General features: G+C 63.4%; 22 protein-coding genes. 11 read left to right on the forward strand and 11 right to left on the reverse strand.

Annotation, left to right across the window (positions count from 1 at the left end; genetic code table 11):
• Nucleotides 1-82: 82 nt before the first annotated feature.
• The 5 genes from NNA36_RS00885 to NNA36_RS00905 all read left to right on the forward strand — a co-directional run bounded on the left by NNA36_RS00885 (nt 83) and on the right by NNA36_RS00905 (nt 4,658).
• Entirely contained in the window at nt 83-757 is a 675-nt protein-coding gene (locus NNA36_RS00885; protein ID WP_255103370.1) for an energy-coupling factor ABC transporter ATP-binding protein, read from the forward strand.
• Nucleotides 757-1,353, forward strand: a complete 597-nt coding sequence (locus tag NNA36_RS00890; protein ID WP_255103372.1) for an energy-coupling factor transporter transmembrane protein EcfT — start codon at nt 757-759, stop codon at nt 1,351-1,353. The genes NNA36_RS00885 and NNA36_RS00890 overlap by 1 nt, the downstream gene beginning before the upstream one ends.
• Before the next feature lie 102 nt (nt 1,354-1,455).
• Nucleotides 1,456-1,992, forward strand: a complete 537-nt coding sequence (locus NNA36_RS00895) for a biotin transporter BioY (RefSeq protein WP_255103375.1) — start codon at nt 1,456-1,458, stop codon at nt 1,990-1,992.
• Nucleotides 1,993-2,002: 10 nt separating this feature from the next.
• Nucleotides 2,003-3,508: an AMP-binding protein gene (locus NNA36_RS00900; RefSeq protein ID WP_255103376.1), complete on the forward strand. Its 1,506-nt coding sequence runs from the start codon at nt 2,003-2,005 to the stop codon at nt 3,506-3,508.
• Nucleotides 3,489-4,658 (forward strand): thiolase family protein, encoded by a 1,170-nt coding sequence (locus NNA36_RS00905; RefSeq protein ID WP_255103379.1) that lies wholly within the window; start codon nt 3,489-3,491, stop codon nt 4,656-4,658. The genes NNA36_RS00900 and NNA36_RS00905 overlap by 20 nt, the downstream gene beginning before the upstream one ends.
• Before the next feature lie 3 nt (nt 4,659-4,661).
• Here NNA36_RS00905 and NNA36_RS00910 read toward each other — a convergent pair whose 3' ends face one another.
• Nucleotides 4,662-6,041 (reverse strand): DUF3179 domain-containing (seleno)protein, encoded by a 1,380-nt coding sequence (locus NNA36_RS00910; protein WP_255103381.1) that lies wholly within the window; start codon nt 6,039-6,041, stop codon nt 4,662-4,664.
• A gap of 296 nt (nt 6,042-6,337) precedes the next feature.
• Between NNA36_RS00910 and NNA36_RS00915 the strand changes: the two genes are divergently transcribed.
• The gene (locus NNA36_RS00915) at nt 6,338-7,390 is read left to right on the forward strand and encodes a calcium-binding protein (RefSeq protein WP_255103383.1); all 1,053 of its coding nucleotides are present in this window, start codon (nt 6,338-6,340) and stop codon (nt 7,388-7,390) included.
• Nucleotides 7,391-7,501: 111 nt separating this feature from the next.
• Here NNA36_RS00915 and NNA36_RS00920 read toward each other — a convergent pair whose 3' ends face one another.
• Nucleotides 7,502-9,514 (reverse strand): M3 family metallopeptidase, encoded by a 2,013-nt coding sequence (locus NNA36_RS00920; RefSeq protein ID WP_255103385.1) that lies wholly within the window; start codon nt 9,512-9,514, stop codon nt 7,502-7,504.
• A 136-nt stretch (nt 9,515-9,650) separates the two neighbouring features.
• Here NNA36_RS00920 and NNA36_RS00925 point away from each other — a divergent pair, with 136 nt between their 5' ends.
• Nucleotides 9,651-10,862, forward strand: a complete 1,212-nt coding sequence (locus NNA36_RS00925) for a PLP-dependent aspartate aminotransferase family protein (RefSeq protein ID WP_255103387.1) — start codon at nt 9,651-9,653, stop codon at nt 10,860-10,862.
• Nucleotides 10,863-10,925: 63 nt separating this feature from the next.
• Here the strand turns inward: NNA36_RS00925 and NNA36_RS00930 are convergent, their stop codons facing one another.
• The 5 genes from NNA36_RS00930 to NNA36_RS00950 form a co-directional block, all read right to left on the reverse strand.
• A complete protein-coding gene (locus NNA36_RS00930; RefSeq protein WP_255103389.1) occupies nt 10,926-11,978 on the reverse strand; it encodes a molybdopterin-synthase adenylyltransferase MoeB in 1,053 nt (350 codons plus the stop codon).
• Nucleotides 11,978-12,424 carry a dUTP diphosphatase gene (gene dut, locus NNA36_RS00935; protein ID WP_255103391.1) on the reverse strand — a complete coding sequence of 149 codons (447 nt, stop codon included), beginning with the start codon at nt 12,422-12,424 and terminating at the stop codon, nt 11,978-11,980. Before dut ends, NNA36_RS00930 begins: the two co-directional genes overlap by 1 nt.
• A 48-nt stretch (nt 12,425-12,472) precedes the next feature.
• Nucleotides 12,473-13,666: a bifunctional phosphopantothenoylcysteine decarboxylase/phosphopantothenate--cysteine ligase CoaBC gene (gene coaBC, locus NNA36_RS00940; protein WP_255103393.1), complete on the reverse strand. Its 1,194-nt coding sequence runs from the start codon at nt 13,664-13,666 to the stop codon at nt 12,473-12,475.
• 64 nt (nt 13,667-13,730) lie between these two features.
• Complete coding sequence (locus NNA36_RS00945) at nt 13,731-14,549, reverse strand: ChaN family lipoprotein (RefSeq protein WP_255103395.1); 819 nt, start codon at nt 14,547-14,549, stop codon at nt 13,731-13,733.
• Nucleotides 14,546-15,424: an RNA polymerase factor sigma-32 gene (locus NNA36_RS00950; RefSeq protein ID WP_255103397.1), complete on the reverse strand. Its 879-nt coding sequence runs from the start codon at nt 15,422-15,424 to the stop codon at nt 14,546-14,548. Before NNA36_RS00950 ends, NNA36_RS00945 begins: the two co-directional genes overlap by 4 nt.
• A gap of 79 nt (nt 15,425-15,503) precedes the next feature.
• Between NNA36_RS00950 and cobU the strand changes: the two genes are divergently transcribed.
• From cobU to NNA36_RS00970, 4 genes are all read left to right on the forward strand, one after another.
• Entirely contained in the window at nt 15,504-16,025 is a 522-nt protein-coding gene (cobU, locus tag NNA36_RS00955; protein ID WP_255103399.1) for a bifunctional adenosylcobinamide kinase/adenosylcobinamide-phosphate guanylyltransferase, read from the forward strand.
• Entirely contained in the window at nt 16,022-16,597 is a 576-nt protein-coding gene (locus tag NNA36_RS00960; RefSeq protein WP_255103400.1) for a histidine phosphatase family protein, read from the forward strand. The genes cobU and NNA36_RS00960 overlap by 4 nt, the downstream gene beginning before the upstream one ends.
• Before the next feature lie 58 nt (nt 16,598-16,655).
• Nucleotides 16,656-17,531 carry a glutathione S-transferase gene (locus NNA36_RS00965; protein ID WP_255103402.1) on the forward strand — a complete coding sequence of 292 codons (876 nt, stop codon included), beginning with the start codon at nt 16,656-16,658 and terminating at the stop codon, nt 17,529-17,531.
• 80 nt (nt 17,532-17,611) lie between these two features.
• Entirely contained in the window at nt 17,612-19,126 is a 1,515-nt protein-coding gene (locus NNA36_RS00970; RefSeq protein ID WP_255103404.1) for a YifB family Mg chelatase-like AAA ATPase, read from the forward strand.
• Here NNA36_RS00970 and NNA36_RS00975 read toward each other — a convergent pair.
• The 4 genes from NNA36_RS00975 to rsmI form a co-directional block, all read right to left on the reverse strand.
• On the reverse strand, nt 19,092-20,006 hold the full coding sequence (locus tag NNA36_RS00975; protein ID WP_255103405.1) for an alpha/beta hydrolase: 915 nt from the start codon (nt 20,004-20,006) through the stop codon (nt 19,092-19,094). The two genes, NNA36_RS00970 and NNA36_RS00975, sit on opposite strands and share 35 nt — an antisense overlap.
• Nucleotides 20,003-20,938: a glutathione synthase gene (gene gshB / locus NNA36_RS00980; RefSeq protein ID WP_255103406.1), complete on the reverse strand. Its 936-nt coding sequence runs from the start codon at nt 20,936-20,938 to the stop codon at nt 20,003-20,005. Before gshB ends, NNA36_RS00975 begins: the two co-directional genes overlap by 4 nt.
• Before the next feature lie 64 nt (nt 20,939-21,002).
• Nucleotides 21,003-21,419 carry a YraN family protein gene (locus tag NNA36_RS00985; RefSeq protein ID WP_255103407.1) on the reverse strand — a complete coding sequence of 139 codons (417 nt, stop codon included), beginning with the start codon at nt 21,417-21,419 and terminating at the stop codon, nt 21,003-21,005.
• 12 nt (nt 21,420-21,431) lie between these two features.
• Entirely contained in the window at nt 21,432-22,289 is an 858-nt protein-coding gene (rsmI, locus tag NNA36_RS00990) for a 16S rRNA (cytidine(1402)-2'-O)-methyltransferase (protein WP_255103408.1), read from the reverse strand.
• Between the last annotated feature and the right edge of the window lie 76 nt (nt 22,290-22,365).

Here is a 22,365-nt window from a genome sequence, read left to right on the forward strand (position 1 = left end):
AATACTCCCGCCGGAGGCATCCACACCTTCAACAAGCGCCCCAATTGCGTTATGAGCGCGCAATCACAGCCACGGGGCCACTATGATCGAAGTCCAGAACGTCACGCTTTCTTACGGAGACCGCAGGGTCCTGCATGACATATCGCTGAGCTTAAGCGAACGGCGCATTGCGATCATCGGGGCCAACGGCTCGGGCAAATCTTCTTTTGCGCGGCTTCTGAATGGCCTCGTGCTGCCCACCTCGGGCGATGTGCTGATCGACGGCCAGAACACCCGCACCCACGGCAAGGACATCCGCCAGAAAGTCGGCTTCGTGTTTCAGAACCCCGACAACCAGATCGTCTTCCCCGTGGTCGAGGAAGACCTCGCCTTTGGCATGAAGAACCTCGGCTTTTCCAAGGAAGACATCGCCCGCAAGACGGATGAAATCCTCGCGCGCTATGACATGTCCGACCTGCGCGAACACCCCGCGCACCTTTTGTCCGGTGGCCAGAAACAGCTTCTGGCGATCTCCGGCGTCCTCGTGATGGAGCCCGCCTATGTGGTGATGGACGAACCCACCACCCTGCTTGACCTGCGCAACAAGCGGCGTGTCGCGCGGGCGGTGGACGCGATTGACCAGACCGTCATCTTCGTCAGCCACGATCTCGACCTGCTGCATGATTTCGACCGGGTGGTTGTCTTCGACGAAGGCCGCGTGATCGCCGATGACACGCCCGACAAAGCCATCCCGCTCTACGTGGACCGGATGTCCTGATGCTTGATCTCTATTCGCCCGGCACATCCCTGCTGCACCGTATGCGGCCCGCACCCAAGATGCTGGCGCTGATGATCGGCGCGACGCTTCTGTTCCTGAACGAAAGCCTGCCGCTCACGGTGGCCGCAACCGTCCTTGTGCTTGCGCTCTATTTCGTGGCCGGCCTGACCCTCAGACAGGCATGGAACCAGATCCGCCCGCTCCTGTGGATCTTCGCCCTGTTCTTTGCCCTGCAATGGTATTTCTCCGGTCTAATCCTCGCCGCCTATGTCGTGCTGCGCCTCGCTGCACTGATCCTGCTGGCAAGCCTTGTGACCCTGACCACCCGATCAAGCGATATGATCGACACCATGACCAGCGGCCTGCGCTTCCTCAAACCCCTTGGCGTGAACCCCGCCAAGGTGGGGCTTGCGATTTCCCTTGCCCTGCGGTTCATCCCCGTCCTGGCCCAGATCACGCAGGATGTCCGCGAGGCACAAAAGGCGCGCGGCCTCGAACGCTCGGTGATTGCCGTCGCCATGCCCGTCGCCATCCGCACGATCAAGATGGCGGACGATATTTCTGATGCGATCGAATCCCGAGGATATCGTCCCTAAAATCCGCTGCGCTGCGGCAAGACCCCTTGTCGGGCTGTCCCCCGTTTTCCTAGGACCCGCGCCAACCCTCGGGTCACCACTCACGAACGAAGGAATACGATTATGGACACCAAGAGCATCGTTTACATCGCTCTTTTCGCCGCGCTGACCGCAGCCCTCGGCCTCATGCCCCCGATCAGCTTTGCCGGCCTCGGCCTGCCGCCGATCACCGCACAGTCGCTGGGCGTCATGCTGGCCGGTGCCGTTGCCGGCGCACGCCGTGGTGGCCTTGCCCTTCTGTTGTTCATCGCACTTGTCGCCGTCGGCCTGCCGTTGCTTGCCGGTGGTCGCGGTGGCCTTGGCCTGTTCTTCGGCACCTCGGGCGGCTTCCTTCTGGCATGGCCCCTTTCCGCAGCCCTCATCGGCTACCTTGTCGCCAAGAACCCCGGTGCCAGCTTCCTGACCACGGCGATCTATGTCGCGCTTGGCGGTATCGTGCTGATGTATGCCATCGGCATTCCGTGGATGGCCTTCGTTGGAAAACTCGGCCTGTCCAAGTCGATCACGATCATGGTGGCATATGTCCCCGGCGATCTAGTAAAGGTGGTTGTGGCAACCATCATCGCCCGCGGACTGCGCAGGGCCTACCCGAACCTCTGAAGGAGACGCATTGCCCCTTTGCAACGCGATAGCCATTCATGCCCGCCAGCGCCCCGACGCGCTGGCGGTATCCATTTCCGGCAGCCCCCTGACCTACGGTGAGTTGCACCACAACATCGCGCGCCTGCACGGCGCGCTTGTGGCACTGCCCAGACATCCCCGCGCGGATGTGCTGCTCCCCGAAGACGCCCGCCTCTTTGCCTTTGCCGCTGGCAACCACCCTTCCGCCGCAACCCTGCTGGCCGCGGCGCTGGCCACCCCGCATGCGGTGCAACTGCTGGATCCGCACTGGCCAGACGCCCTGCATCAGCAGACACTGGCCAAGCTGCCCCCCGACGTCATCTTCTGCCTGTCGACGCAAACCACCCTCTTGGCCGCCGCCGATCACCTCGGCATTCCCGCCGTCCGCGTGGACACCAGTGATTTCGACGCCTTCCTCGCAGCCCCCGCCGACATCCCCTGGACCGTGCCATCCGATACCTTCCTCGTCGGCTTTACCTCCGGCACCACGTCACAACCCAAGGCTTTTGCCCGCTCCCGCCAGTCCTGGCGCATCTCGCTGGACGCCAGCCGCGAAGCCTTTGCCCTGACCGATCAGACCCACACTTTCGCGCCCGGCCCGCTGGCACATGGCATCACGCTCTACGCCTTTGCCGAAACCCTCGACCTTGGCGCGGCCTTCCACGGCCTGACCCACTTTGAACCCGCCGCCGCCCACCGCGCCCTGAGCGCGGCCCGACGGATCGTTGCCGTCCCCACCCTCCTCAGCGCCATCTCGCATGGCAGTGCGCAAGAGCACATCCGCGAAATCACCACCGCAGGGGCCAAGCTCGACACCACCATCCTTGGCAAGGCCCGCACCACCTTTCCGAACGCACGCATCCACGAATACTACGGCGCCTCCGAACTCGGTTTCGTCAGCCTCAACACCCATGGTCTTCTAAGCTCCTCGGCCCCCGCCAACAGCGTCGGACGTCCCTTCCCGCACGTCTCGCTTTCGATCCGCCAGAATGGTCAGGAAGTGCCACAGGGCAGCCCCGGAACCATCTTCGTGCGCGGCGATCTCGCCATCGACGGCTACCTCTGGGGCGGGCGCAACAGCGGCTTTCGCCGCGAGGGCCCCTGGGCCACGGTGGGCGACATCGGCAGGCTGAACAATGACGGCAGCCTCTCGCTCCTAGGGCGCGAGGGCGGCATGGTGATCACCTCGGGCCACAACGTCTACCCACAGGAAATCGAAACCGCGCTGGCCGAAATCCCCGGCGTCGAGGGGGCCGTGGTCCTTGGCCAGTCCCACCCCTCGCGCGGGCAGGAGATCATCGCCATCGTCGGCGGCGCAGTGCCGCTGGCCGAGATCAAGTCGCAGCTGGCCATCCGCCTGCCCCGCTACAAACTGCCCCGCCGGTTCTATCGGGTAGAGGCATGGCCCCTCACCAGCAGCGGCAAGGCCGACCGCGCCGCGCTGCTGACCTGGGCCGAGACAAAGGATGCCCGCCTTGCAGCTGTTACCGCCTGATCGCCAACCGGTCATCATCGCCGCCCGCCGCAGCGCCATCGGACGCGCCGGCGGGATGTTCCGGGATCTCGACGTTCAGGATCTGGCCGCCCCGGTCCTGCAGGCCGCCCTTGCCGACACCCCGTTTTCCCCCTCTGACATCGACGATGTGATCCTTGGCAACGCGGCTGGCCCCGGTGGCAATGTCGCCCGCCTCTCCGCTCTCACCGCCTGGGGAGATATCACCGTGCCCGGCGTCACCACCGATCGCCAGTGCGGCGCGGGCCTCGAAGCCGTCATCCACGCCTGCCGCCTGATACAGGCCGGTGCCGGAGAGGTCTTTGTCGCAGGCGGTGTCGAAAGCCAGAGCCGTAAACCCCTGCGCGCCCTGCCCGGCCGCGATGGCAGCGATCCCACATTCTACACCCGCGCCCGCTTTTCCCCTGACGAGATCGGCGACCCCGACATGGGCACCGCCGCCGACAACGTAGCGCGCGCCTATGACATCTCAAGAGAGCGGCAGGACGCCTTTGCCCTGCAATCCCACGCCCGCGCCAAAGCCGCCCAGACCAGCGGCGCCTTCGATGCCGAAATCGTCCCCATCGAGGGCTGCATCACCGATGAATGCCCGCGCGACGATCTCACCCTTCCCCGCATCGCCCGCCTGCGCCCCGCCTTCGGCAAGGACGGCTCGGTGACCGTGGCCAACGCCTGCCCCCTGAACGACGGGGCCAGCGCCCTTGTCATCACCTCAGCCGAACACGCCCGTGCGGCAGGCCTGTCCCGTGGCCTCGCCTTCCTTGACGCCGCAACGGCCGGGGTCGATCCCAACCTTCTCGGCATCGGCCCCGTCGCCTCGACCCGCAAACTGCTGCACCGCCGCCCCGACATCACGCTCGACGCGCTCACACATCTGGAATTCAACGAGGCCTTCGCCGCGCAGGTGCTGGCCTCCCTCGACCAGCTTGACCTGCCCGCAGACCTTCCCAATCAGCAAGGCGGCGCCATCGCCCTCGGCCACCCGTTCGGGGCCTCCGGCGCGATCCTCGCCACCCGCCTGTTCACGCAGCTGATAAGACAGCCCAGCCACGACACCGCCCTTGCCATGGCGATGATCGGCATCGGCGGCGGGATGGGCCTGACCGCTGCCTTCAGCCCGCTTCGGTTCTAAAGATCACTGCGGCCAAAGCGCGGTGCCCGGATGGAACTGCGACCATGCAAACCAGAACGCCTGATGGCTGCCAAGGTCGCCACCGTCCGCATCCACGGCCCGCACCCCGCCAGCATCCATCCTGAGCCGCACGTTCTCCACGCCGATCTCCTCGCCCCGCGTCAGCGCCGCAATGGCCGCACTGCGCTGAAAGGCCACCGGCAGGCCCGACGCCGTCACAACGCCAATCACATCCTCATGCACCGGCAGCCGCGGGTCGACATCGCCCACGGGGAAAATCGGCCCGTTGGCATCCCGTCCGTTGCGGAAATCGAAATCCCGCCCCAGCGCCAGCGCCTCGACAAGAACGGTGGTTTCGGGATGCGCCGCTTTCCACGCGCCCCAGGTCGTCGTGACCACGGTCGCCTGCTCCAGCTGCACGCCCCTTTCGGCCAACGGCCCGGTGACCGCCTTGCCAAGGAAGGTATCGAACACCGAATAGCTGTTCACGTCGTACATCACCTTGTTCGACCGGATCAAAAGCCCCGACGTCCGCAAAACCGGCCGTTCGATCCCGTCCGGCAACTGGTCCGTGAAATAGGCCTGCGCCGCGCCGCAAAGCGTGCAATAGGGCATCCCGATCGACCGTCCGCCAAGGGTGTCGTTCACCATCTCCCGCACTTCCATGATCTGGCGCGGATAGGCACGGTATTCGCCGTTCACCTCAACCCCGAACACCACGTCTCCCTCGTCAAGCCAGCTGGCCTCCGCCGCCGCGATCACCTCCGGATTATCGGCCGCGGGAATACAGTTGCAGGACTCGTCGGTCGTATCGAAAGGGCGATCATCAATCAGAACACCGCCCCAGGACACCTGCCGCCAGTCGATATCACCTTCCACGAAAATCCGCTCCCAGCCGGGCACAATGGCGGTAAAGATCGTGCGCTTGACGTCAAGGTATCCGGGCGGTGCCGGAATGTCCCAGGCAATCAGATAGTCGGTGATCACACCCCACTCGTTCTGTCGCGGCGGATCAACCTCCAGCAGCTGCGCAGCCGCCACCCCCAGCGCCGAGGCCAGCTCCGGGCTCGAGACAAAGCGCAACAGATCCGCCACCATCCACGCAAGCCGCGCATCGCCCGAGACCGCGATCTCCGCAAGGGCCACGTTCTGCGCCTCTCCCCATCCGCCACGGGTGACACTTTCGACAAAGGCCACCTGCACCGCCGCCTCCAGCGCATCCGGCAAAGGACCCTCCAGAACGACGGGCGGCGCGCCGAACTGCGCAATCGCATAATCCGTCACCCCGTCCGCCTCTTGTGCCTTAACCGGAGCGCCCAGGAAGAATGAGACAGCAGTCACGGCCAGCAGACAGCGGGAAAAACTGGAACCTACGATTTTCATGATCGGCCCTTTCGTAGACGGAAAACATCGCAACGCGCAAAATGGCTCGTCACCCTCCATTGATGCGGCATCCACCCGCTCGCGGGCAAATCACAACTCCTTCACCTTGCGCTGATCCACCCGTCGGAAGCGTGCTACCCGCGCAGAATTCCAAAGTTCTGCCGAACGGCAAAACACCGCTCCGAACGCCCTTCTTGCGCCACATTTCCGAGCGATTGTGCGATCGCACCGACACGGCGAATGATTCTGCCAAATTTTCAAAAACCGTTTAAAATCAAAATGATACTGGAGCCATAATGACAAGAATTACCGGAAACCGAAACGCGGATACGCTTTCAGGCACAGAACTGGCCGACATCCTAGGTGCCAGGGCCGGAGACGACCTGCTTTCCGGCGGTCTCGGAAACGACACCCTCTATGGGGGCGCAGGCGCGGATACACTCGACGGCGGAGACGGCAATGACCGCCTTAAATCCGGCGGTGGCGATGATTTTATCCTGCACAGTGCCGGTCGTGACATCCTGGTGACGGGCGACGGCGCGGACACGCTCGCCGTTGCAGGGCAAAAAGGCGTGACAATCTGGAAGGATTTCACCACCGGCGAAGATAAAATCGCCCTGGATATCCCACGAGAGGTCTTTGACACTCTGGTCCGCATCGAAACAGGTTTCGGCATCGCCACCAAGACCGTGGTCACCTTCGGCGAAAGCAAGATCATCCTGCGCGGCATTGATCCGACCTCGATCAGCAGCGACGACTTCATCTTCAATACCCCCACATTCAACGAGATCAACGCCTGGGGCGGCAAAGTTGTCGGCACCGATGTCTTTGACGACAAGATTGTCGGCACCAGCGGCTTTGACGACCTCTTTGGCAAGGACGGTGACGATCTTCTGATTGGCAACGACGGCAACGACTGGCTGACTGGCGGCTTTGGCAATGACACCCTGCTTGGCGGAGACGGGGATGACCGCATCTTCGGCGCCATCGGAGACGATCTGGTGATCGGGGGCGACGGCGATGACCGCATCCAGCCCGGACCCGCCACCGACGGAGGACAGGACACGGTCTACGGCGGTGCCGGCGCCGACACCATCGACCTCTACACCTACCCCATCAACCCCTTCGACCCCGACGCCCCCCTTCGCACCAGCAACGTGCTTTGGAAAGACTTCGATGACGGTATCGACCTGATCGACATCTCTGGCCTGACGGCTGAAAATTTTGCCGACCGCGTCACCATCTCGCAAACCGGTGGCGGCGGCACCCAAATTTCACACGAAGGCATCGAAATCACACTGGAAGGCATCACCCCCCGCCAGATCACCATCGACGACTTTGATCTCTGATCCACCCCGCAAAGGCCACGCCCGACAACCGGGCATGGCGTCCTGCCTTCTTCTTGGTCCAAATACCCTGGGGTGAATGGCCCCGACAGGGGCCAGAGGGGCAACGCCCCTCTAGGCCGCCAGTCCGCGCCCCTTCAAAAGCGCCTCGACCCCCGGCAGACGTCCCCGGAAACGCCGGTACAATTCATCCGCCTCGACCGAACCACCCGTCGACAGGATATTGGCCTCCAGCGCGCGGGCCGTCTCGCCATCAAAGGCGCTGCCCGCCTCTTCAAAGGCCTCGAACGCATCCGCATCCATCACCTCCGACCACATATAGCTGTAATACCCCGAACTATAGCCGTCGCCCGAAAACACATGCGCGAAATGCGGCGTGGCGTGGCGCATGATGATCGCCTTCGGCAGGCCGATCCCCTCGAGAACCTCGGCCTGTTTCGCCATCGGATCTGCCGGGGCCGCCCCCTCGTGAAAGGCAAGGTCCACCAGCGCCGAGGCCACGTATTCCACCGTCTGGAACCCCATGTCGAAATTCGCCGCGCCCAGAACCTTCTGCAACATCGCTTCCGGCATCGCCTCGCCCGTGTCGGCATGGGTGGCAAACTCGGCCAGAACCTCCGGCACCTCCAGCCAATGCTCGTAAAGCTGTGACGGCAATTCCACAAAGTCGCGCGCCACCGAAGTGCCGGAAACGCTTTCATAGGTCACGTTCGACAGCATCTGGTGCAGCGCATGGCCAAACTCGTGGAACAGGGTGCGGGCATCGTCATAAGACAACAGCGCCGGATCGCCCTTGGCAAAGTTGCAGACGTTGATCACCACTGGCGCCTGCACCTCCGGGAACTTCGCCTGCCCCCGCATCGCCGAACACCACGCGCCAGACCGTTTCGATCCACGCGCAAAGTAATCGCCGATAAAGACCGCGACATGCGCGCCATTACGGGTCACCTCCCAGGCCCGGCAATCGGGGTGATAAAGCGGCACGTCCAGCGGCGTGAACTCCAGTCCGAACAAGCGGTTGGCACAGGCAAACGAGGCCTCGATCATCCGCTCCAGTTGCAGGTAGGGCTTCAGCGCCGCCTCATCCAGATCATGCTCGGCCTTGCGCCGCTTCTCGGCATAGTAACGCCAGTCCCAGGCTTCCAGATCGCCATTCACGCCGTCGGCATGCATCAACTCGGTCAACACCGCCGCATCCGCCTCGGCCTGCGCCTTGGCAGGCGCCCAGACCGCCATCAGCAGATCACGCACCGCATCGGGCGTCTTGGCCATCTCGGTTTCCAGCTTGTAGTCGGCAAACGATCCATATCCCAAAAGCTTGGCCCGCTCTTCCCGCAACGCCAGAATTTCCGCAGCAATCTCGCGGTTGTCGGTCTCGCCACCGTTGGCACCCCGCGCCGCCCATGCCGCAAAGGCCTTTTCGCGCAGGTCGCGCCGTGGCGAAAATTGCAGGAACGGCGTGATGATCGAGCGCGACAGGGTCACAACCGGCCCCGCAACACCCTTTTCCTCGCCCGCAGCCCGCGCCGCATCCACCACGAAGCCCGGCAATCCCTCAAGGTCGCCTTCCTCAAGCTCCATGAACCATTCGCGCTCATCCGCAAGAAGGTTCTGGGTAAAGCCCGTGCCAAGTTCGGCCAACCGCCCCATGATCGCGGTCATCCGCTCGCCGTCTGCCCCTTCAAGCGCCGCGCCGGAACGCACGAACCCGCGATGGCTCAACATCAGAACCCGCGCCTGCTCGTCGCTGAGGTCCGCCGCGTCGCGATGCTCCCAGACATGGGCAATGCGTCGGAAAAGCGCCTTGTTCGATGAAATCGCCGAGAAATGCGCCGCCAGCTTGGGGGAAAATTCACGTTGCAATGCCTCCCGATCCGGATTGCTGTCCGCACCGGCCACCGAAAAGAACACCGACAGAACCTTGTCCAGTGCCCCGCCCGCCGCTTCCATCGCCTCGATCGTATTGGCAAAGCTCGGGGTCTCGTCACTCTCTGCAATCGCCTTGATTTCCGCGCTATGGGCCTTCAACGCCTCTTCAAAGGCAGGCGCGAAATCCGCGTCGGAAATGCGGTCGAAAGGGGCAAGCTGAAACGGGGTGTCCCAATCGGACAAAAGCGGGTTGGTCATGCGGGTTTCTCCTTTGGAACACAACCTAAGCCGCCGAACGAAATCCGCAACGCCCGATCGCATCACATGTCGCTTTCTGGCTTGAACTGCGCCGCATCGCCCCGCACCCTGCCGGCAACGAACGAGGGAGAGTTCCATGACCCACCGCAACGGCCCGCGCGGCCCGATGACCACCGCCATCCACGCAGGCGAAGCCCCCGACACGGCCACCGGCGCCTCGGCCCCGGCCCTGCACATGTCCTCCACCTTCGTGACAGATCAGGTTGCGGGCTTTTCGGCACATGATCTCGAAGAAGACAACAGCGCCTATCTCTATGCCCGCTGGGGCAACCCCACCGTCGACATGCTCGAGAAAAAGATCGCCGCGATGGAAGGCGTCGATGCGTGCCTCTGTACCGCATCGGGCATGGCGGCAGCCTCTGCCATCTTCTTTACCTTCCTGTCGGCGGGGGATCACGCGGTCATGTCCGACGTCTCCTATGCAGGCGTGGCGGAACTGGCCCGCGATACCCTGCCGCGATGGGGGATCGAGGTCACACTGGTCGATATGTCCGATCTCAACGCCGTGGCCGCCGCCATCCGCCCCAACACCAAACTTGTTCACACCGAGTCACCGGTAAACCCGATTGGCCGCCTGACCGATCTCGCCGCGGTCGCCCGCCTTGCCCATGACGCGGGCGCGCTGGTCTCCTGCGATGCCACCTTTGCCTCGCCGATTGGCCAGAAAACCGCGGCCCTTGGTGTCGATCTCATCATGCACTCGGTCACCAAGTACATCGGCGGTCATGGCGATGCCGTGGGCGGTGCCGTGGCCGGACGGGCAGAGCTGATCGCCCAGATCCGCGCCGAAGCCGCCATCCACCACGGCGGGATCATGTCGCCCTTCAACGCATGGATGATCGCACGCGGCGCGGCGACCCTGCCTTTGCGGATGCGCGCCCACGCCGAAGGGGCGCAAGCCGTCGCCGAATGGCTCGAGGCGCAATCCTCCGTGACCCGAGTCATCTATCCCGGCCTGAAATCCCACCCCCAGCATGACCTTGCCCAGCTCCAGATGGACAACTACTCCGGCATGATCTCGTTCCAGGTGGGGGACGCCGCAACCGGCGAGGCGCTGGCCCAGCAGATGATCGAGAAACTGCAGACCATCCACTATGCGGTGTCGCTGGGCCACCATCGCAGCCTGATCTTCTGGATGGGCACCGATGCCCTGATGGACACCTCCTTCCGTCTGGAAGGGGCGCAACTGGAAAGCTACCGCGCCTATGCCGGCGATGGCGTGTTCCGGATGTCGGTCGGGCTCGAGGATGCGGTAGACCTGATCGCGGACCTGTCTCAGGTCCTGTAATCCCAACGTGTCGCCGGCCGTCCTACGGTCGGCGCGCGCACCTCCGCAATACCGACGTAATACCTACGCCGGTTTTTCGCCCTTTTCGCCCCCGCAAACGGGGCAGTCATCACGACGTTTCAGGGTGATTTTCCGGCTCTCGCCATAAAGCGCGTCATAGATCAGCATCTCGCCTTTCAGCGCTTCGCCCGCACCGGTGATCACCTTCACGGCCTCGACGGCCATCATCGTACCAATCACCCCCGGCAATGGCCCGATCACCCCGGCCTCGGCACAGCTTGGTGCAAGGCCAGCCGCCGGCGCTTCGGGGAAAACGCACTGATAACAGGGGCTTCCGCTTTCGGGATGGAAGACGCTCAGCTGTCCTTCCCATTGCGACAAGGCCCCCGAAATCAACGGAACCCCCGCCGCCACACAGGCCTGATTCACCAGGTATCGCGTGGTGAAATTGTCCGTCCCGTCCAGCACAAGATCATATTCCGCCACCAACTGCGCCGCATCCTCTTGGCTCAGGCGGCGGTTATAGGGCTTCACCACGACAAACGGGTTCTGCGCCTTCATCGCCATCTCGGCCGAAAACACCTTCCCCGTCCCGATCATGTCATCGCGATGGATCACCTGCCGTTGCAGATTTGAATTGTCGACAACGTCATCGTCAACCACGCCGATGGTGCCAACACCCGCCGCCGCGAGGTACAATAGCGCGGGCGAGCCAAGACCCCCCGCCCCCACGACCAACACCTTGGCATCCTTCATCTTTTTCTGACCAAGACCGCCCACTTCCCGCAGCACAATATGACGCGCATAACGGTTCAGTTCGGTCTCGGAAAACAGCGCGTCCGACACCTCTTCGTCCGGCGCCTGCGCCCTTGCCCGAAGCCAGTTCAGACCAGCCCGATAGGCCGCCACCAAGACAGCCGCACCGCCGATCATGGCCCAGAGCACCGGGCTCTCGCCGGTCGCAAGGCGCAACGGGTTGTCATCAGGCAACGCCAGATGCGCGCCCAGAACAGCCACCCAGAGCACGCCGATCATCGTCCACCGCGCCCGCACCGGCGCGCCCATCAGCATCCCGATGCCCCAGAGAACGGCGGCGATTACAAAAACCAAAAGCATCAGCGCACCCCGGTTGATCCGAACCCGCCAGACCCGCGCGCCGTCTCGCTCAGGTCCTCGGCCATCTCGAATTGTCCCTGCACCACGGGGGCCACCACCAACTGGGCAATCCGGCTGCCGTGGTCGATGTGAAAGGCCTCCTGCCCCGCGTTCATCACGATGATACCCAGCGGCCCGCGATAATCGCTGTCGATGGTGCCCGGCGTATTGGGCAGGGTGATCCCGTGTTTCAACGCCAGCCCGGACCGAGGCCGCACCTGAATCTCGTAACCCTCTGGAATTTCGACGCGAAGTCCGGTCGGGATCAGGGCACGCATCCCCGGTTCAAGGGTAACACCGGCCCGTTGATCCGCCGGAAAGTTCGCGCGCACATCCGCACCCGCGGCCCCGGCGGTTTCATAAGAGGGCAAGGCCACGTCCTGGTCTACATCCTCAAGCCACGTCATTCGGATCTGCACCACGGCGCATCCCTTCCCGTCTGTTGTTCAAGACCCCTAGTTCAGCGCAGCGGCAATCCGCTCGGCCAATTGGTGCGCCACTTCATCTTTGCCCATACGCGGCCAATGCTCGGCGCCTGCATCCGAAATCAGGGTCACGGCATTCTCACTGCCGCCCATGATCCCCGTCTCCGGGCTCACATCATTGGCAACGATCCAGTCACAGCCCTTGCGCAACCGCTTGGCCGTGGCATTGTCGATCACGTCATCGGTTTCGGCGGCAAAGCCCACCACCAGCCCCGGACGCCCGTCACCCATCTGGCTGATGGTGGCAAGAATGTCAGGGTTTTCCGAGAACTCCAGCGACGGCAGCTTGCCCGCCTGTTTCTTGATCTTGCTGTCCGACGCACTGGCCACTTTCCAATCCGCCACCGCCGCCGCGAAAATGGCTGCATCCACCGGCAGCACCGCCTTAACGGCGTCCAGCATCTCTGCCGCGGTTTCAACCTCGACAACATGCGCGCCTTCCGGGCGCTCCGCATCCGCAGGGCCGGTCACAAAGACAACCTCTGCCCCCATCACCGTCAGCGCGCGGGCAATCGCACTGCCCTGCGCCCCGCTCGAGCGGTTGGCGATGTAACGCACCGGATCAATCGGCTCATGCGTCGGCCCCGAGGTCACAAGGATGCGCCGCCCCGTCAGCGGCCCCTCCTTCAGCGCCGTCTCGATGGCTGCCACGATTTCAAGAGGTTCCGACATCCGCCCCGGCCCGTATTCGCCGCAGGCCATGTCGCCCTCGTTCGGCCCCACGAACATCACCCCGTCGCCCCGCAGCGTCGAGACATTGCGCCGTGTCGCCGGGTGCTCCCACATGCGCACATTCATCGCAGGCGCCACAAGAACCGGCGTGTCCGTCGCCATCAACAGGGTCGAGGCAAGATCATTGGCCAACCCATTGGCCATCTTCCCAAGCAAATCCGCCGTTCCCGGCGCAACCACCACAAGGTCGGCGGAACGCGACAGCTGGATATGCCCCATCTCGGCCTCGTCGGTCAGATCGAACAGGTCACGAAACACCTTCTCGCCCGACAGGGCCGAGACCGACAGCGGCGTCACGAATTCGCTCGCGGCGTTGGTCAGCACCGGCGTCACCCATGCCCCGCGCTCGCGCAGACGCCGGATCAGGTCCAGCGATTTATAGGCAGCGATCCCGCCCCCGATGATCAGTAGAATGCGTTTGTCTGTCAGCATCTTGCCGCCCGTTCAGATTGGTCGCCCCGAACTTATGCGCAGAGTGGGACTTAGACAAGCAGACCTAGGATTTCCCGAAGGCCGCACAAGGGTCTTCGCGTTCGGCTTCGGGGGTCTTCACCCAGAAATCAAACGGCACATCCCCGTCCGGAACCTGCTCGAACTGCGCAATACTGCGCTGGCTCAACACATCCGTCACCAACGCAGGTGCGCCCCAATCGGTGCGCGCATGGCCATTTCCGGTGATCACGACGATCGGCTCGCGGCCATCCAGCCCAGCCTGTTCCACCACCTGGGCAAGCCGCGCATCGCGCAGACGCTGGCCCATCACCATGGCGGGCAGCATCTCTTCCGGCAGCGCATTGCAATGTGCGGCCAACTGCTTGGCTTCCCGCTCTGCCTGTTGCTCCGGCGGCAGCGCCTCCAAAAGCCCGAAATCCGCCGCGCCCTCACCGAACACAGCGGCCACATCACCGCCCGCGAACGCCGCGCGCACATCTTCGCGCGAGACCTGCGCCCCATAGATGCGCGCATCCCCCGCCGCCTGAAAGATCGGATAGTACATGTCGAAATCCGGCCACCCGCTCTGGTTCCACCCAAGCACGGCCTCAAGCGCTGCCTTATCGGTAAAAAGATCGGCATTCGCAGCCAAAGCCGCCTCAAGCGCGGCAATCTGATCCGCCGTCAGCATTTCGAACACCACGGCCCCCGGCTTTATCGCCGCCACCAATTCGGCCTGTGTCTCGTGATGCCACGGGTTGTCGTGCGTCTCTCCAAGGAACCACACATCAACGGGCGGCAGGGCGGCAATGTCTGCGACCTCGATCTGTTCGGCAATTGCGGGGCTGGCGCACAGGGCCAGAGCCAGAATCAATCTCTTCATGACACCAAGTCATGAACCCCCACACCACGCGCTTCAAGGGTACGGCGCATTTTCTGAAATGCCGCGGCCTCCAACTGGCGAACACGCTCTTTAGACAGCCCGATCTCCTCGCCAAGGCTGGCAAGGGTGCGCGGTGCCTCGGCAAGGCTGCGTTCGGACAGGATATAGCGTTCGCGGAAGCTCAGGTCTTTCATCGCCTCCACAATCTCCTTGCGCAGGAAGGATTGCGACCGGCGCTTCTCGACCACCTCGGCCCCTTCGGCATTTTCATCCTCAAGAAGATCCTGCCACTCGCGGCCTTCCTCTTCCTGGCTCTGACGCGCATTCAGCGACATGTCAGACCCCGACATCCGCCCCATCATCATCTGCGCATCACTCAGCGAAACACCGATCTCAGACGCGATCTTTTCCGCCACCTGATAGCTGTCCATCTCTTCGCCATGTGCCATCGCTTCGCGTTCGATCTGCGCCTTTACCCGGTTCAGGTTGAAGAACAGCGATTTTTGCGAGGTTGTCGAGCCCGTCCGCACAATTGACCAGTTCCGCATGACGTGATCCTGCAGGCCCGCCTTGATCCACCAGACCGCATAGGTCGAAAAGCGCACACCGCGATCCGGATCAAACCGATCCGCCGCCTTCATCAGGCCCAGCATCGCTTCTTGTATCAGGTCACTTTGGCTCACGCCGGCACGCTTGAACTTGCCGGCCATCGAAACCGCCAGACGCATATAGGCCCGGATCAACCGGTGCAGTGCCTGGTGATCTCGTTCATCCCGCCACGCCCGAGCAAGGGCCTGTTCGGTCTCCACATCCAGCATCTCTGCCTTCATAGCCTGCCGGATCATGGTCGTCGCTTCCGAAGTCTGGATCGTCATCGCGGTGTCCTTCCTGCTTGCGCTTGTCATGGGAATTACGCACCCTGCGTCGGATTGGATCACTCGCGGATGAAAAAAGATGTTGCCGAAACTCACGTTTGTTCTAGGAGGCGCCTCTTCGGGCAAATCCGCCTTCGCGGAATCCCTCGTGGTGAACACCGGTGCGCCGCGCGTCTACATCGCAACCTCGCAGGTGTTCGATGACGAGATGCAGGCCAAGATCGACGCCCACCTCGACATGCGCGGCCCCGACTGGACAACCCTCGAAGAGCCCCTCAATGCCCCTGCCGCGCTGGCACAGGTTCAGCCCGATCAGGTGGCGCTCTTCGACTGTGCCACCATGTGGCTCAGCAATCACATCTTCGCCGAAAGCGATCTTGCCAGGGAAACAGACGCCCTGATCGATGCATTCCATGCCTGCAAGGGCCGCGTCGTGATCGTCTCGAACGAGGTCGGCATGGGCGTCGTGCCCGACAACGCATTGGCCCGCCGCTTCCGCGACCTGCAGGGCAAACTCAACCAACGCCTTGCCGCCGCCTCTGACCTGTCGGTCTTTGTCGTCGCGGGCCTGCCGATGGTTCTGAAAGGACAACTCCCATGAGCCGCCTGTTCCTCGTGCGCCACGGACCGACCCATGCCAAAACCATGGTCGGCTGGTCCGACCTGCCTGCCGATCTCTCGGATACCGCCGCCCTTGCGCGCCTCTCGGACCACCTGCCACAGGACGCACTGGTGATCAGTTCCGATTTGATCCGCGCGGTTCACACCGCCGACGCGATCCAGGGCGACCGCCAGCGCCTGTCCCATGACGCCGGCCTGCGCGAAATCCACTTTGGCGACTGGGAGCTGAAAACCTTCATGGAAGCCAGCAAACCCGATCCCGAACACACCCGCGCCTTCTGGGAGACTCCCGGCGACATCGCTGCGCCAGGTGGCGAAAGCTGGAACCAGGTCTGCGCCCGCGTTGATGCCTCCATCGACCGTCTCTTGACCGCCCACGCGGGCCGTGATCTTGTGGTCGTGGCCCATTTCGGAGCGATCCTGACTCAAGTCGCCCGCGCCGAAGGCCTTTCCGGCTACGAAGCCTTTGGCCACAAGATCGACAACCTGTCCCTCACCACGATCCAGACACGGCCCAAATGGGGCGCACAGTCGATTAATCAAAATTTGTGATGAATTTCGTCAAATTCTTTCATTTTCGTGATGGAAGATACCGCGCTATCCTGCCCTCATGACCTATGATTTGATTCTCGGCGATTACGCCTATTCGTCCTGGTCGCTGCGCGGCTGGCTCTTGTTTGAAAACTTCGACATCCCCGTGAAGACGCGGATGGTTGATTTCTCCAGTGATGCCTCGATGGCAGAGATGCTGGCGGACTACGCACCGGCGCGCACCGTTCCCACCATGATCACACCCGAAGGCGCTGTCGTCTCGGACTCACTCGCCATCGGCGAGGAACTGGCCTCCCGCCACCCTGATGCGGGGCTCTGGCCGTCCGATCCCTATGCCCGTGCCACCGCCCGCGCCTTGGCCAACGAAATGCACTCGAGCTATGGCGCCCTGCGCTCCGATTGCCCGATGAACCTGCGCACGGCCTATGTCGATGCCGCGCCCTCGGATGACGTGCTGGCCGACGTGGCCCGGATCGAACAGATCTGGACCCATGCCCGCGAAACCTGCGGCGGCGATGGCCCCTGGCTCTGCGGCAGCTACTCGATCGCCGACGTGATGTTCGCGCCCGTCGCGGCCCGCATTGCAGGCTACAACCTGCCCATCGGCGACGTCGCCAAGGCCTATGTCGCGGCCCACCTGTCCGATCCCGCCTTCCGCCGCTGGCGCGCGATGGGGCTGGTGCGGGGCGAAACCCTGCCCTGGTACGCCAAACCCTATGTCACACGCGACTGGCCCGGCCCCGCGCCTCTTGCCGCGAAACCTGTTGAAGGACAAGACTCCGAAAACAGCGCATGCCCCTACTCGGGCAAACCCGTCACCCATGTCCTTGAACTCGACGGTCGGCGCTGGGGCTTCTGCAACGCCTTCTGCCGCGACAAGACCGCTGCCGACCCCGAGGCTTGGCCTGCCTTCATGGCGATGATCAAAGGCTGAAACACCCCCGCGCCGCCGTTTACCAATCGCTAAGACTCCGCCGTTAACCATTGATGGTGAAAGGTCTTGGAGGGGTGAAAATGGTGGCGCGGGCCTACACCGTGGCGTTCGAAGGGGTCGAGGCGCACCCGGTCGAGGTGCAATGCGCCATCACCAACGGCCTGCCTGCCTTCTCGATTGTCGGCCTGCCTGACAAAGCCGTCTCCGAGGCGCGCGACAGGGTGCGCGCGGCCCTCAACGCGATGGCCATCGCCCTGCCCTCCAAGCGCATCACCATCAACCTTTCCCCCGCCGACCTGCCCAAGGAAGGCAGCCATTTCGACCTGCCCCTCGCCGTTGCCCTTCTCGCCGCGCTCCAGATCATTCCCGAAGACGCCTCCGAAGGCTGCGTCGCGCTTGGTGAACTCTCGCTCGATGGCACCCTGATCCCGGTCACCGGCGCCCTCCCCGCCGCCATGTCCGCCGCCGAAGACAACCGCAGCCTCCTGTGCCCCGCCGCCTCCGGCCCCGAAGCCGCATGGGTCGGCGCGGCTCAGGTCATCGGCGCCAACTCGCTTGCCGACGTGGTGCGCCACTACACCGGCCAGTCACCGCTGCCCCCGGCGGAACCCGGAGAAATCACCGACGCCCCCGGCACAAAAGACCTGCGCGATGTGAAGGGACAGGAACGCGCCAAACGCGCCCTCGAAATCGCCGCCGCAGGCCGCCACCATGTCTTTATGGTCGGCAGCCCCGGTTCGGGCAAATCCATGCTCGCCGCCCGTCTTCCCACGATCCTGCCGCCCCTCTCTCCGCAGGAAGCTCTGGAAACCTCGATGATCCACTCCATCGCCGGCATCCTCGATCAGGGCGGCATCTCCCGTGCGCGCCCGTTCCGCGAACCGCACCACACCGCCAGCATGGCCGCCATTGTCGGCGGTGGCCGCCGCGCCAGCCCCGGCGAGATCAGCCTCGCCCACAACGGTGTTCTGTTCCTTGACGAATTTCCCGAATTCTCGCGCCCTGTCCTTGAAACCCTGCGCCAGCCCATCGAAACCGGCGAGGTCATGGTCGCCCGCGCCAATGCCCATGTGACCTATCCCTGCCGCTTCATGCTCGTGGCCGCCGCCAACCCCTGCCGCTGTGGCGAGATGTTTGATCCGGCCAAGGCCTGTTCACGTGCCCCGCAATGTGGCGAAGATTACCTTGGCCGCATCTCCGGCCCGATGATGGATCGCATGGACATTCGCCTCGAAGTCCCGCCCGTGGCCTTTCGCGATCTAGATCTGCCGCCTTCGGGGGAAACCTCGGCCACCGTCGCCGCCCGCGTTGCCGACGCCCGCACCCGCCAGAACAACCGCTTCGCCGACCATCCCGACATGCGCGTCAACGCCGATGCCTCCGGCGCACTGCTCGAAGAAATGGCCGCCCCCGACAGTGAAGGCCGCGCCTTCCTGCAAGACATTGCCGAGCGCTTCGGCCTCTCCGCGCGCGGCTATCACCGCGTCCTGCGTGTGGCCCGCACCATCGCCGATCTGGAGGGCGAAGAAGAGGTGCGCAAACCCCACCTCGCCGAGGCCATCAGCTATCGGCTTTTGTCTGCCAAAGAGGGCTGAGCCACTGGCCAATCTCGCACAGTGTTTGCCGCGCCTCGGGGATAAGCCCCTGAAACAAGGGCCAGACATGCGGTACATCCTCAAGGATCACCTCATGCACGTCGACACCCTGCTCGCGCATTCTCTCTGCCATGCGGCGCGTATCATCCAACAGGATCTCCGTCGTGCCGGCCGTGATATAGACAGGCGGAGCGCCCGCAAAATCCGCATAGAGCGGCGATGCCAGCGGATCACGCGCATCCTGTGTGCCCAGATACATCTCGGCCGCCTCCTGCGCCCGCGACGCGGGCAGAACCACATCGCTCAGGGCATTGCCTCGCATGCTCTCGCCCGAAAAGGTCATGTCCGTCAGCGGGGACAGGGCGAAAACCGCCGTAGGCACCGCCTCACCGCGTGCAATCAGATCGCCCAGCAGGGCCAGCGCCAAACCACCGCCCGCGCTGTCGCCGCCAATCACGATCTGCCCCGGCGCGAACCCTTCGCCTCGCAATCCATCCCAGGCCGCCCGCGCATCTTCGATCGCCGCCGGAAAGGGATGTTCGGGCGCCAACCGGTAATCCGGCAGGCAGGCCACAGCCCGGGCATGTGCCGACAGATGCCCCAGCATCCCCTGATGGGTCCGCGACGAGCCAAACACATAGCCGCCGCCGTGAAAGTAGAGGATCACACGGTCTTCCCGGGCCTCGCGCGCAGCGACCCATGTGGCAGGCACCTGCCCCACCCTGTCGCGGCGCACATGCGTTCCGCGCGGCGGATGAAACCAGACCCGCGCCTTCATTTCGAAAGATTTGCGCAAGACTTCGGGCGTTGCAGCGCGCGCCAGGTGCGGTTTCTCAAACCAGCGCAGCGAGGTGTTCAGCAGCGCCCGACGCCAGCTCATCCCAGCTTGGCCTCGATGGCTTCCCAGATCTTCTCGGCAATGTTCACGCCGTCAAACCGCTCCAGCTCCTGAATACCAGTCGGAGAGGTCACGTTGATCTCGGTCAGGTAATCCCCGATCACGTCGATCCCCACAAACACCTGCCCCTTTTCCTTCAGAAGCGGGCCGATGGCGGCACAGATTTCCAGATCCCGTTCGCTCAGCCCGATCTTCTCGGGGCGGCCACCGACGTGCATGTTCGACCGTGTCTCACCCGCTGCCGGCACGCGGTTGATCGCGCCAACCGGTTCCCCGTCCACAAGGATCACGCGTTTGTCGCCATTGCTGACGTCCGGCAGGAACTTCTGCACGATCAGCGGCTCGCGGCTAAAACCGGTGAACAGTTCGTGCAGCGAGGTCAGGTTGCGGTCATTGGCATCGAGACGGAACACACCCGCACCGCCGTTGCCATAAAGCGGCTTGAGGATCACGTCACCGTGCTTTTCCTTGAAGGCCTTGATGGTGTCCAGATCACGCGCAATCGTCGTCGGCGGCGTCAGGTCCGGGAAATCCAGAACCAGCAGCTTTTCAGGGTAGTTGCGCACCCAGAACGGATCGTTCACCACCAGCGCCTTGCCCTTCAGGCGGTCAAGAAGATGCGTCGAGGTGATATAATGCATGTCGAACGGCGGGTCCTGCCGCAGCCAGACCACGTCGAAATCCTCAAGGTTCACATAGGTTTCTTCGCTCAGGTCGGCGTGGTTGCCCTGTTCGCGGCGCAGGGTCATGAAATGCCCACGCGCCGTGATCTTCCCCTCTTCATACGCCAGCTTGTCCGGCGAATAGTAAAAGAGCTCATGGCCGCGCGCCTGCGCCTCTTCGGCAATCCGGAAAGAGCTGTCGGCGTTGATGTCGACCGACTGGATCGGGTCCATCTGGAAGGCGATTTTCATGGGCAATCCTTTTGCTATGGTTGCCCATTACATGGCGCATGAGGGGCGTCCTTGCAATGCCCCCTCAAAAGGCGTTTTCGATAATGTGAATCTCGCCCCGTTCGTTCACCAGCGCCGCATCGAAACGACAGGCCGTCAACTCGCCCATCGGCTGGTGCGCCAGGAACACCTCTGCTCCCTTGTGAAGACGGGCGATCTGCCGCTCGGAAATCCGGTCTGCCGCGCGATCGAAATCCCGCGCCTTCTTGACCTCGACAAACACCAGCATCTCACCCTCGCGCATCACGAGGTCGATCTCGCCGCCCCCCTTGCGCCATCGCCGTGCCACAAGCCGCAAGCCGCGCCGCAGATAGGCCCGCTCGACCATGTCTTCGGCGGCGGCACCGGAATGCCAAGCGCGGCTGCCACGCTGTTCCTTCAGGGCGCGCGCGGGATCAACAGGCGGCACCCAGTCAAACAACTCTGCCTGCCTGTCTGCCATCTGAACCCCGCTTTACGATCCTTTCGAAAGCTTGAGCGCCAATTGATAAATTTTCCGTTTATTTACACCAAAAGCCTTGGCCACACTGTCCGCCGCATCGCGTACCGACATGTTTTCCAACGCCTCTGACAGCGCTGCCTCGACATCGCCTTCGGCAACCTCGCTCGCCCCGGCGCGATCAATCAGAACGACAACCTCGCCCTTCAACGCCCCGTCGATACCTGCGGCCAGGTCCTCAAGCGTGCCACGGCGCACTTCTTCGAACTTCTTGGTCAACTCGCGGCAGATCACCGCCTGCCGCCCGCCACCCAGCACCATCGCCGCATCCCGCAGCATCTCGCCCGTACGCTTCGGAGACTCGTAGAACACCAACGTCCCCGGAACCTCGCGCACCGCCTCGAGCGCCGCCCGTCGCGCGCCCTTTGCATTGGGCAGGAACCCGGCAAAGAAAAACGCATCTGTCGGCAGGCCAGCCAGCGTCAGCGCCGTGATGATCGCCGACGGTCCGGGCGCCGCAGTGACACTGTGCCCGGCTTCCATCGCCTCGCGCGCAAGATGATACCCGGGGTCGGCAATCAGCGGCGTGCCCGCTTCCGATCCATAGGCAACCGACTTGCCCTCGGCCAGCAGCGCCAGCAGCTTCTCGCGCCCTTTCGCGCCGGAATGGTCGTGGTAGCTGAGCAGCGGACGATCCCCCAGCTTGATACCGTGGATCTCCAGAAGACGCCGCATCGAACGCGTATCTTCCGCCGCGATCACCTCGGCCGAGGCCAGCACATCCAGCGCCCGAAGGGTGATGTCCCGCGCTGTTCCGATAGGTGTTGCGACAAAGTACAACCCCGGCTGCAATCTGCTGATTTGATGATTCAACGCTGGACCCGCTATCTGTGTCGTTTATGATCCGCCCCCGTAAGCGACGCCCCGAAAACCGACCCGCCGTGGAAGT

The organism is Shimia sp. CNT1-13L.2 (assembly GCF_024331145.1).
Lineage (GTDB): Bacteria > Pseudomonadota > Alphaproteobacteria > Rhodobacterales > Rhodobacteraceae > Shimia.

Bases quoted from the DNA above. Each gene is read 5' to 3' on its own strand.
- NNA36_RS00885 (WP_255103370.1), top strand. From the start codon at position 83: ATGATCGAAGTCCAGAACGTCACGCTTTCTTACGGAGACCGCAGGGTC.
- NNA36_RS00890 (WP_255103372.1), top strand. From the start codon at position 757: ATGCTTGATCTCTATTCGCCCGGCACATCCCTGCTGCACCGTATGCGG.
- NNA36_RS00895 (WP_255103375.1), top strand. From the start codon at position 1,456: ATGGACACCAAGAGCATCGTTTACATCGCTCTTTTCGCCGCGCTGACC.
- NNA36_RS00910 (WP_255103381.1), bottom strand. From the start codon at position 6,041: ATGAAAATCGTAGGTTCCAGTTTTTCCCGCTGTCTGCTGGCCGTGACT.
- NNA36_RS00915 (WP_255103383.1), top strand. From the start codon at position 6,338: ATGACAAGAATTACCGGAAACCGAAACGCGGATACGCTTTCAGGCACA.
- NNA36_RS00920 (WP_255103385.1), bottom strand. From the start codon at position 9,514: ATGACCAACCCGCTTTTGTCCGATTGGGACACCCCGTTTCAGCTTGCC.
- NNA36_RS00925 (WP_255103387.1), top strand. From the start codon at position 9,651: ATGACCCACCGCAACGGCCCGCGCGGCCCGATGACCACCGCCATCCAC.
- NNA36_RS00930 (WP_255103389.1), bottom strand. From the start codon at position 11,978: ATGCTTTTGGTTTTTGTAATCGCCGCCGTTCTCTGGGGCATCGGGATG.
- dut (WP_255103391.1), bottom strand. From the start codon at position 12,424: ATGACGTGGCTTGAGGATGTAGACCAGGACGTGGCCTTGCCCTCTTAT.
- coaBC (WP_255103393.1), bottom strand. From the start codon at position 13,666: ATGCTGACAGACAAACGCATTCTACTGATCATCGGGGGCGGGATCGCT.
- NNA36_RS00945 (WP_255103395.1), bottom strand. From the start codon at position 14,549: ATGAAGAGATTGATTCTGGCTCTGGCCCTGTGCGCCAGCCCCGCAATT.
- NNA36_RS00950 (WP_255103397.1), bottom strand. From the start codon at position 15,424: ATGACGATCCAGACTTCGGAAGCGACGACCATGATCCGGCAGGCTATG.
- cobU (WP_255103399.1), top strand. From the start codon at position 15,504: ATGTTGCCGAAACTCACGTTTGTTCTAGGAGGCGCCTCTTCGGGCAAA.
- NNA36_RS00960 (WP_255103400.1), top strand. From the start codon at position 16,022: ATGAGCCGCCTGTTCCTCGTGCGCCACGGACCGACCCATGCCAAAACC.
- NNA36_RS00965 (WP_255103402.1), top strand. From the start codon at position 16,656: ATGACCTATGATTTGATTCTCGGCGATTACGCCTATTCGTCCTGGTCG.
- NNA36_RS00970 (WP_255103404.1), top strand. From the start codon at position 17,612: ATGGTGGCGCGGGCCTACACCGTGGCGTTCGAAGGGGTCGAGGCGCAC.
- NNA36_RS00975 (WP_255103405.1), bottom strand. From the start codon at position 20,006: ATGAGCTGGCGTCGGGCGCTGCTGAACACCTCGCTGCGCTGGTTTGAG.
- gshB (WP_255103406.1), bottom strand. From the start codon at position 20,938: ATGAAAATCGCCTTCCAGATGGACCCGATCCAGTCGGTCGACATCAAC.
- NNA36_RS00985 (WP_255103407.1), bottom strand. From the start codon at position 21,419: ATGGCAGACAGGCAGGCAGAGTTGTTTGACTGGGTGCCGCCTGTTGAT.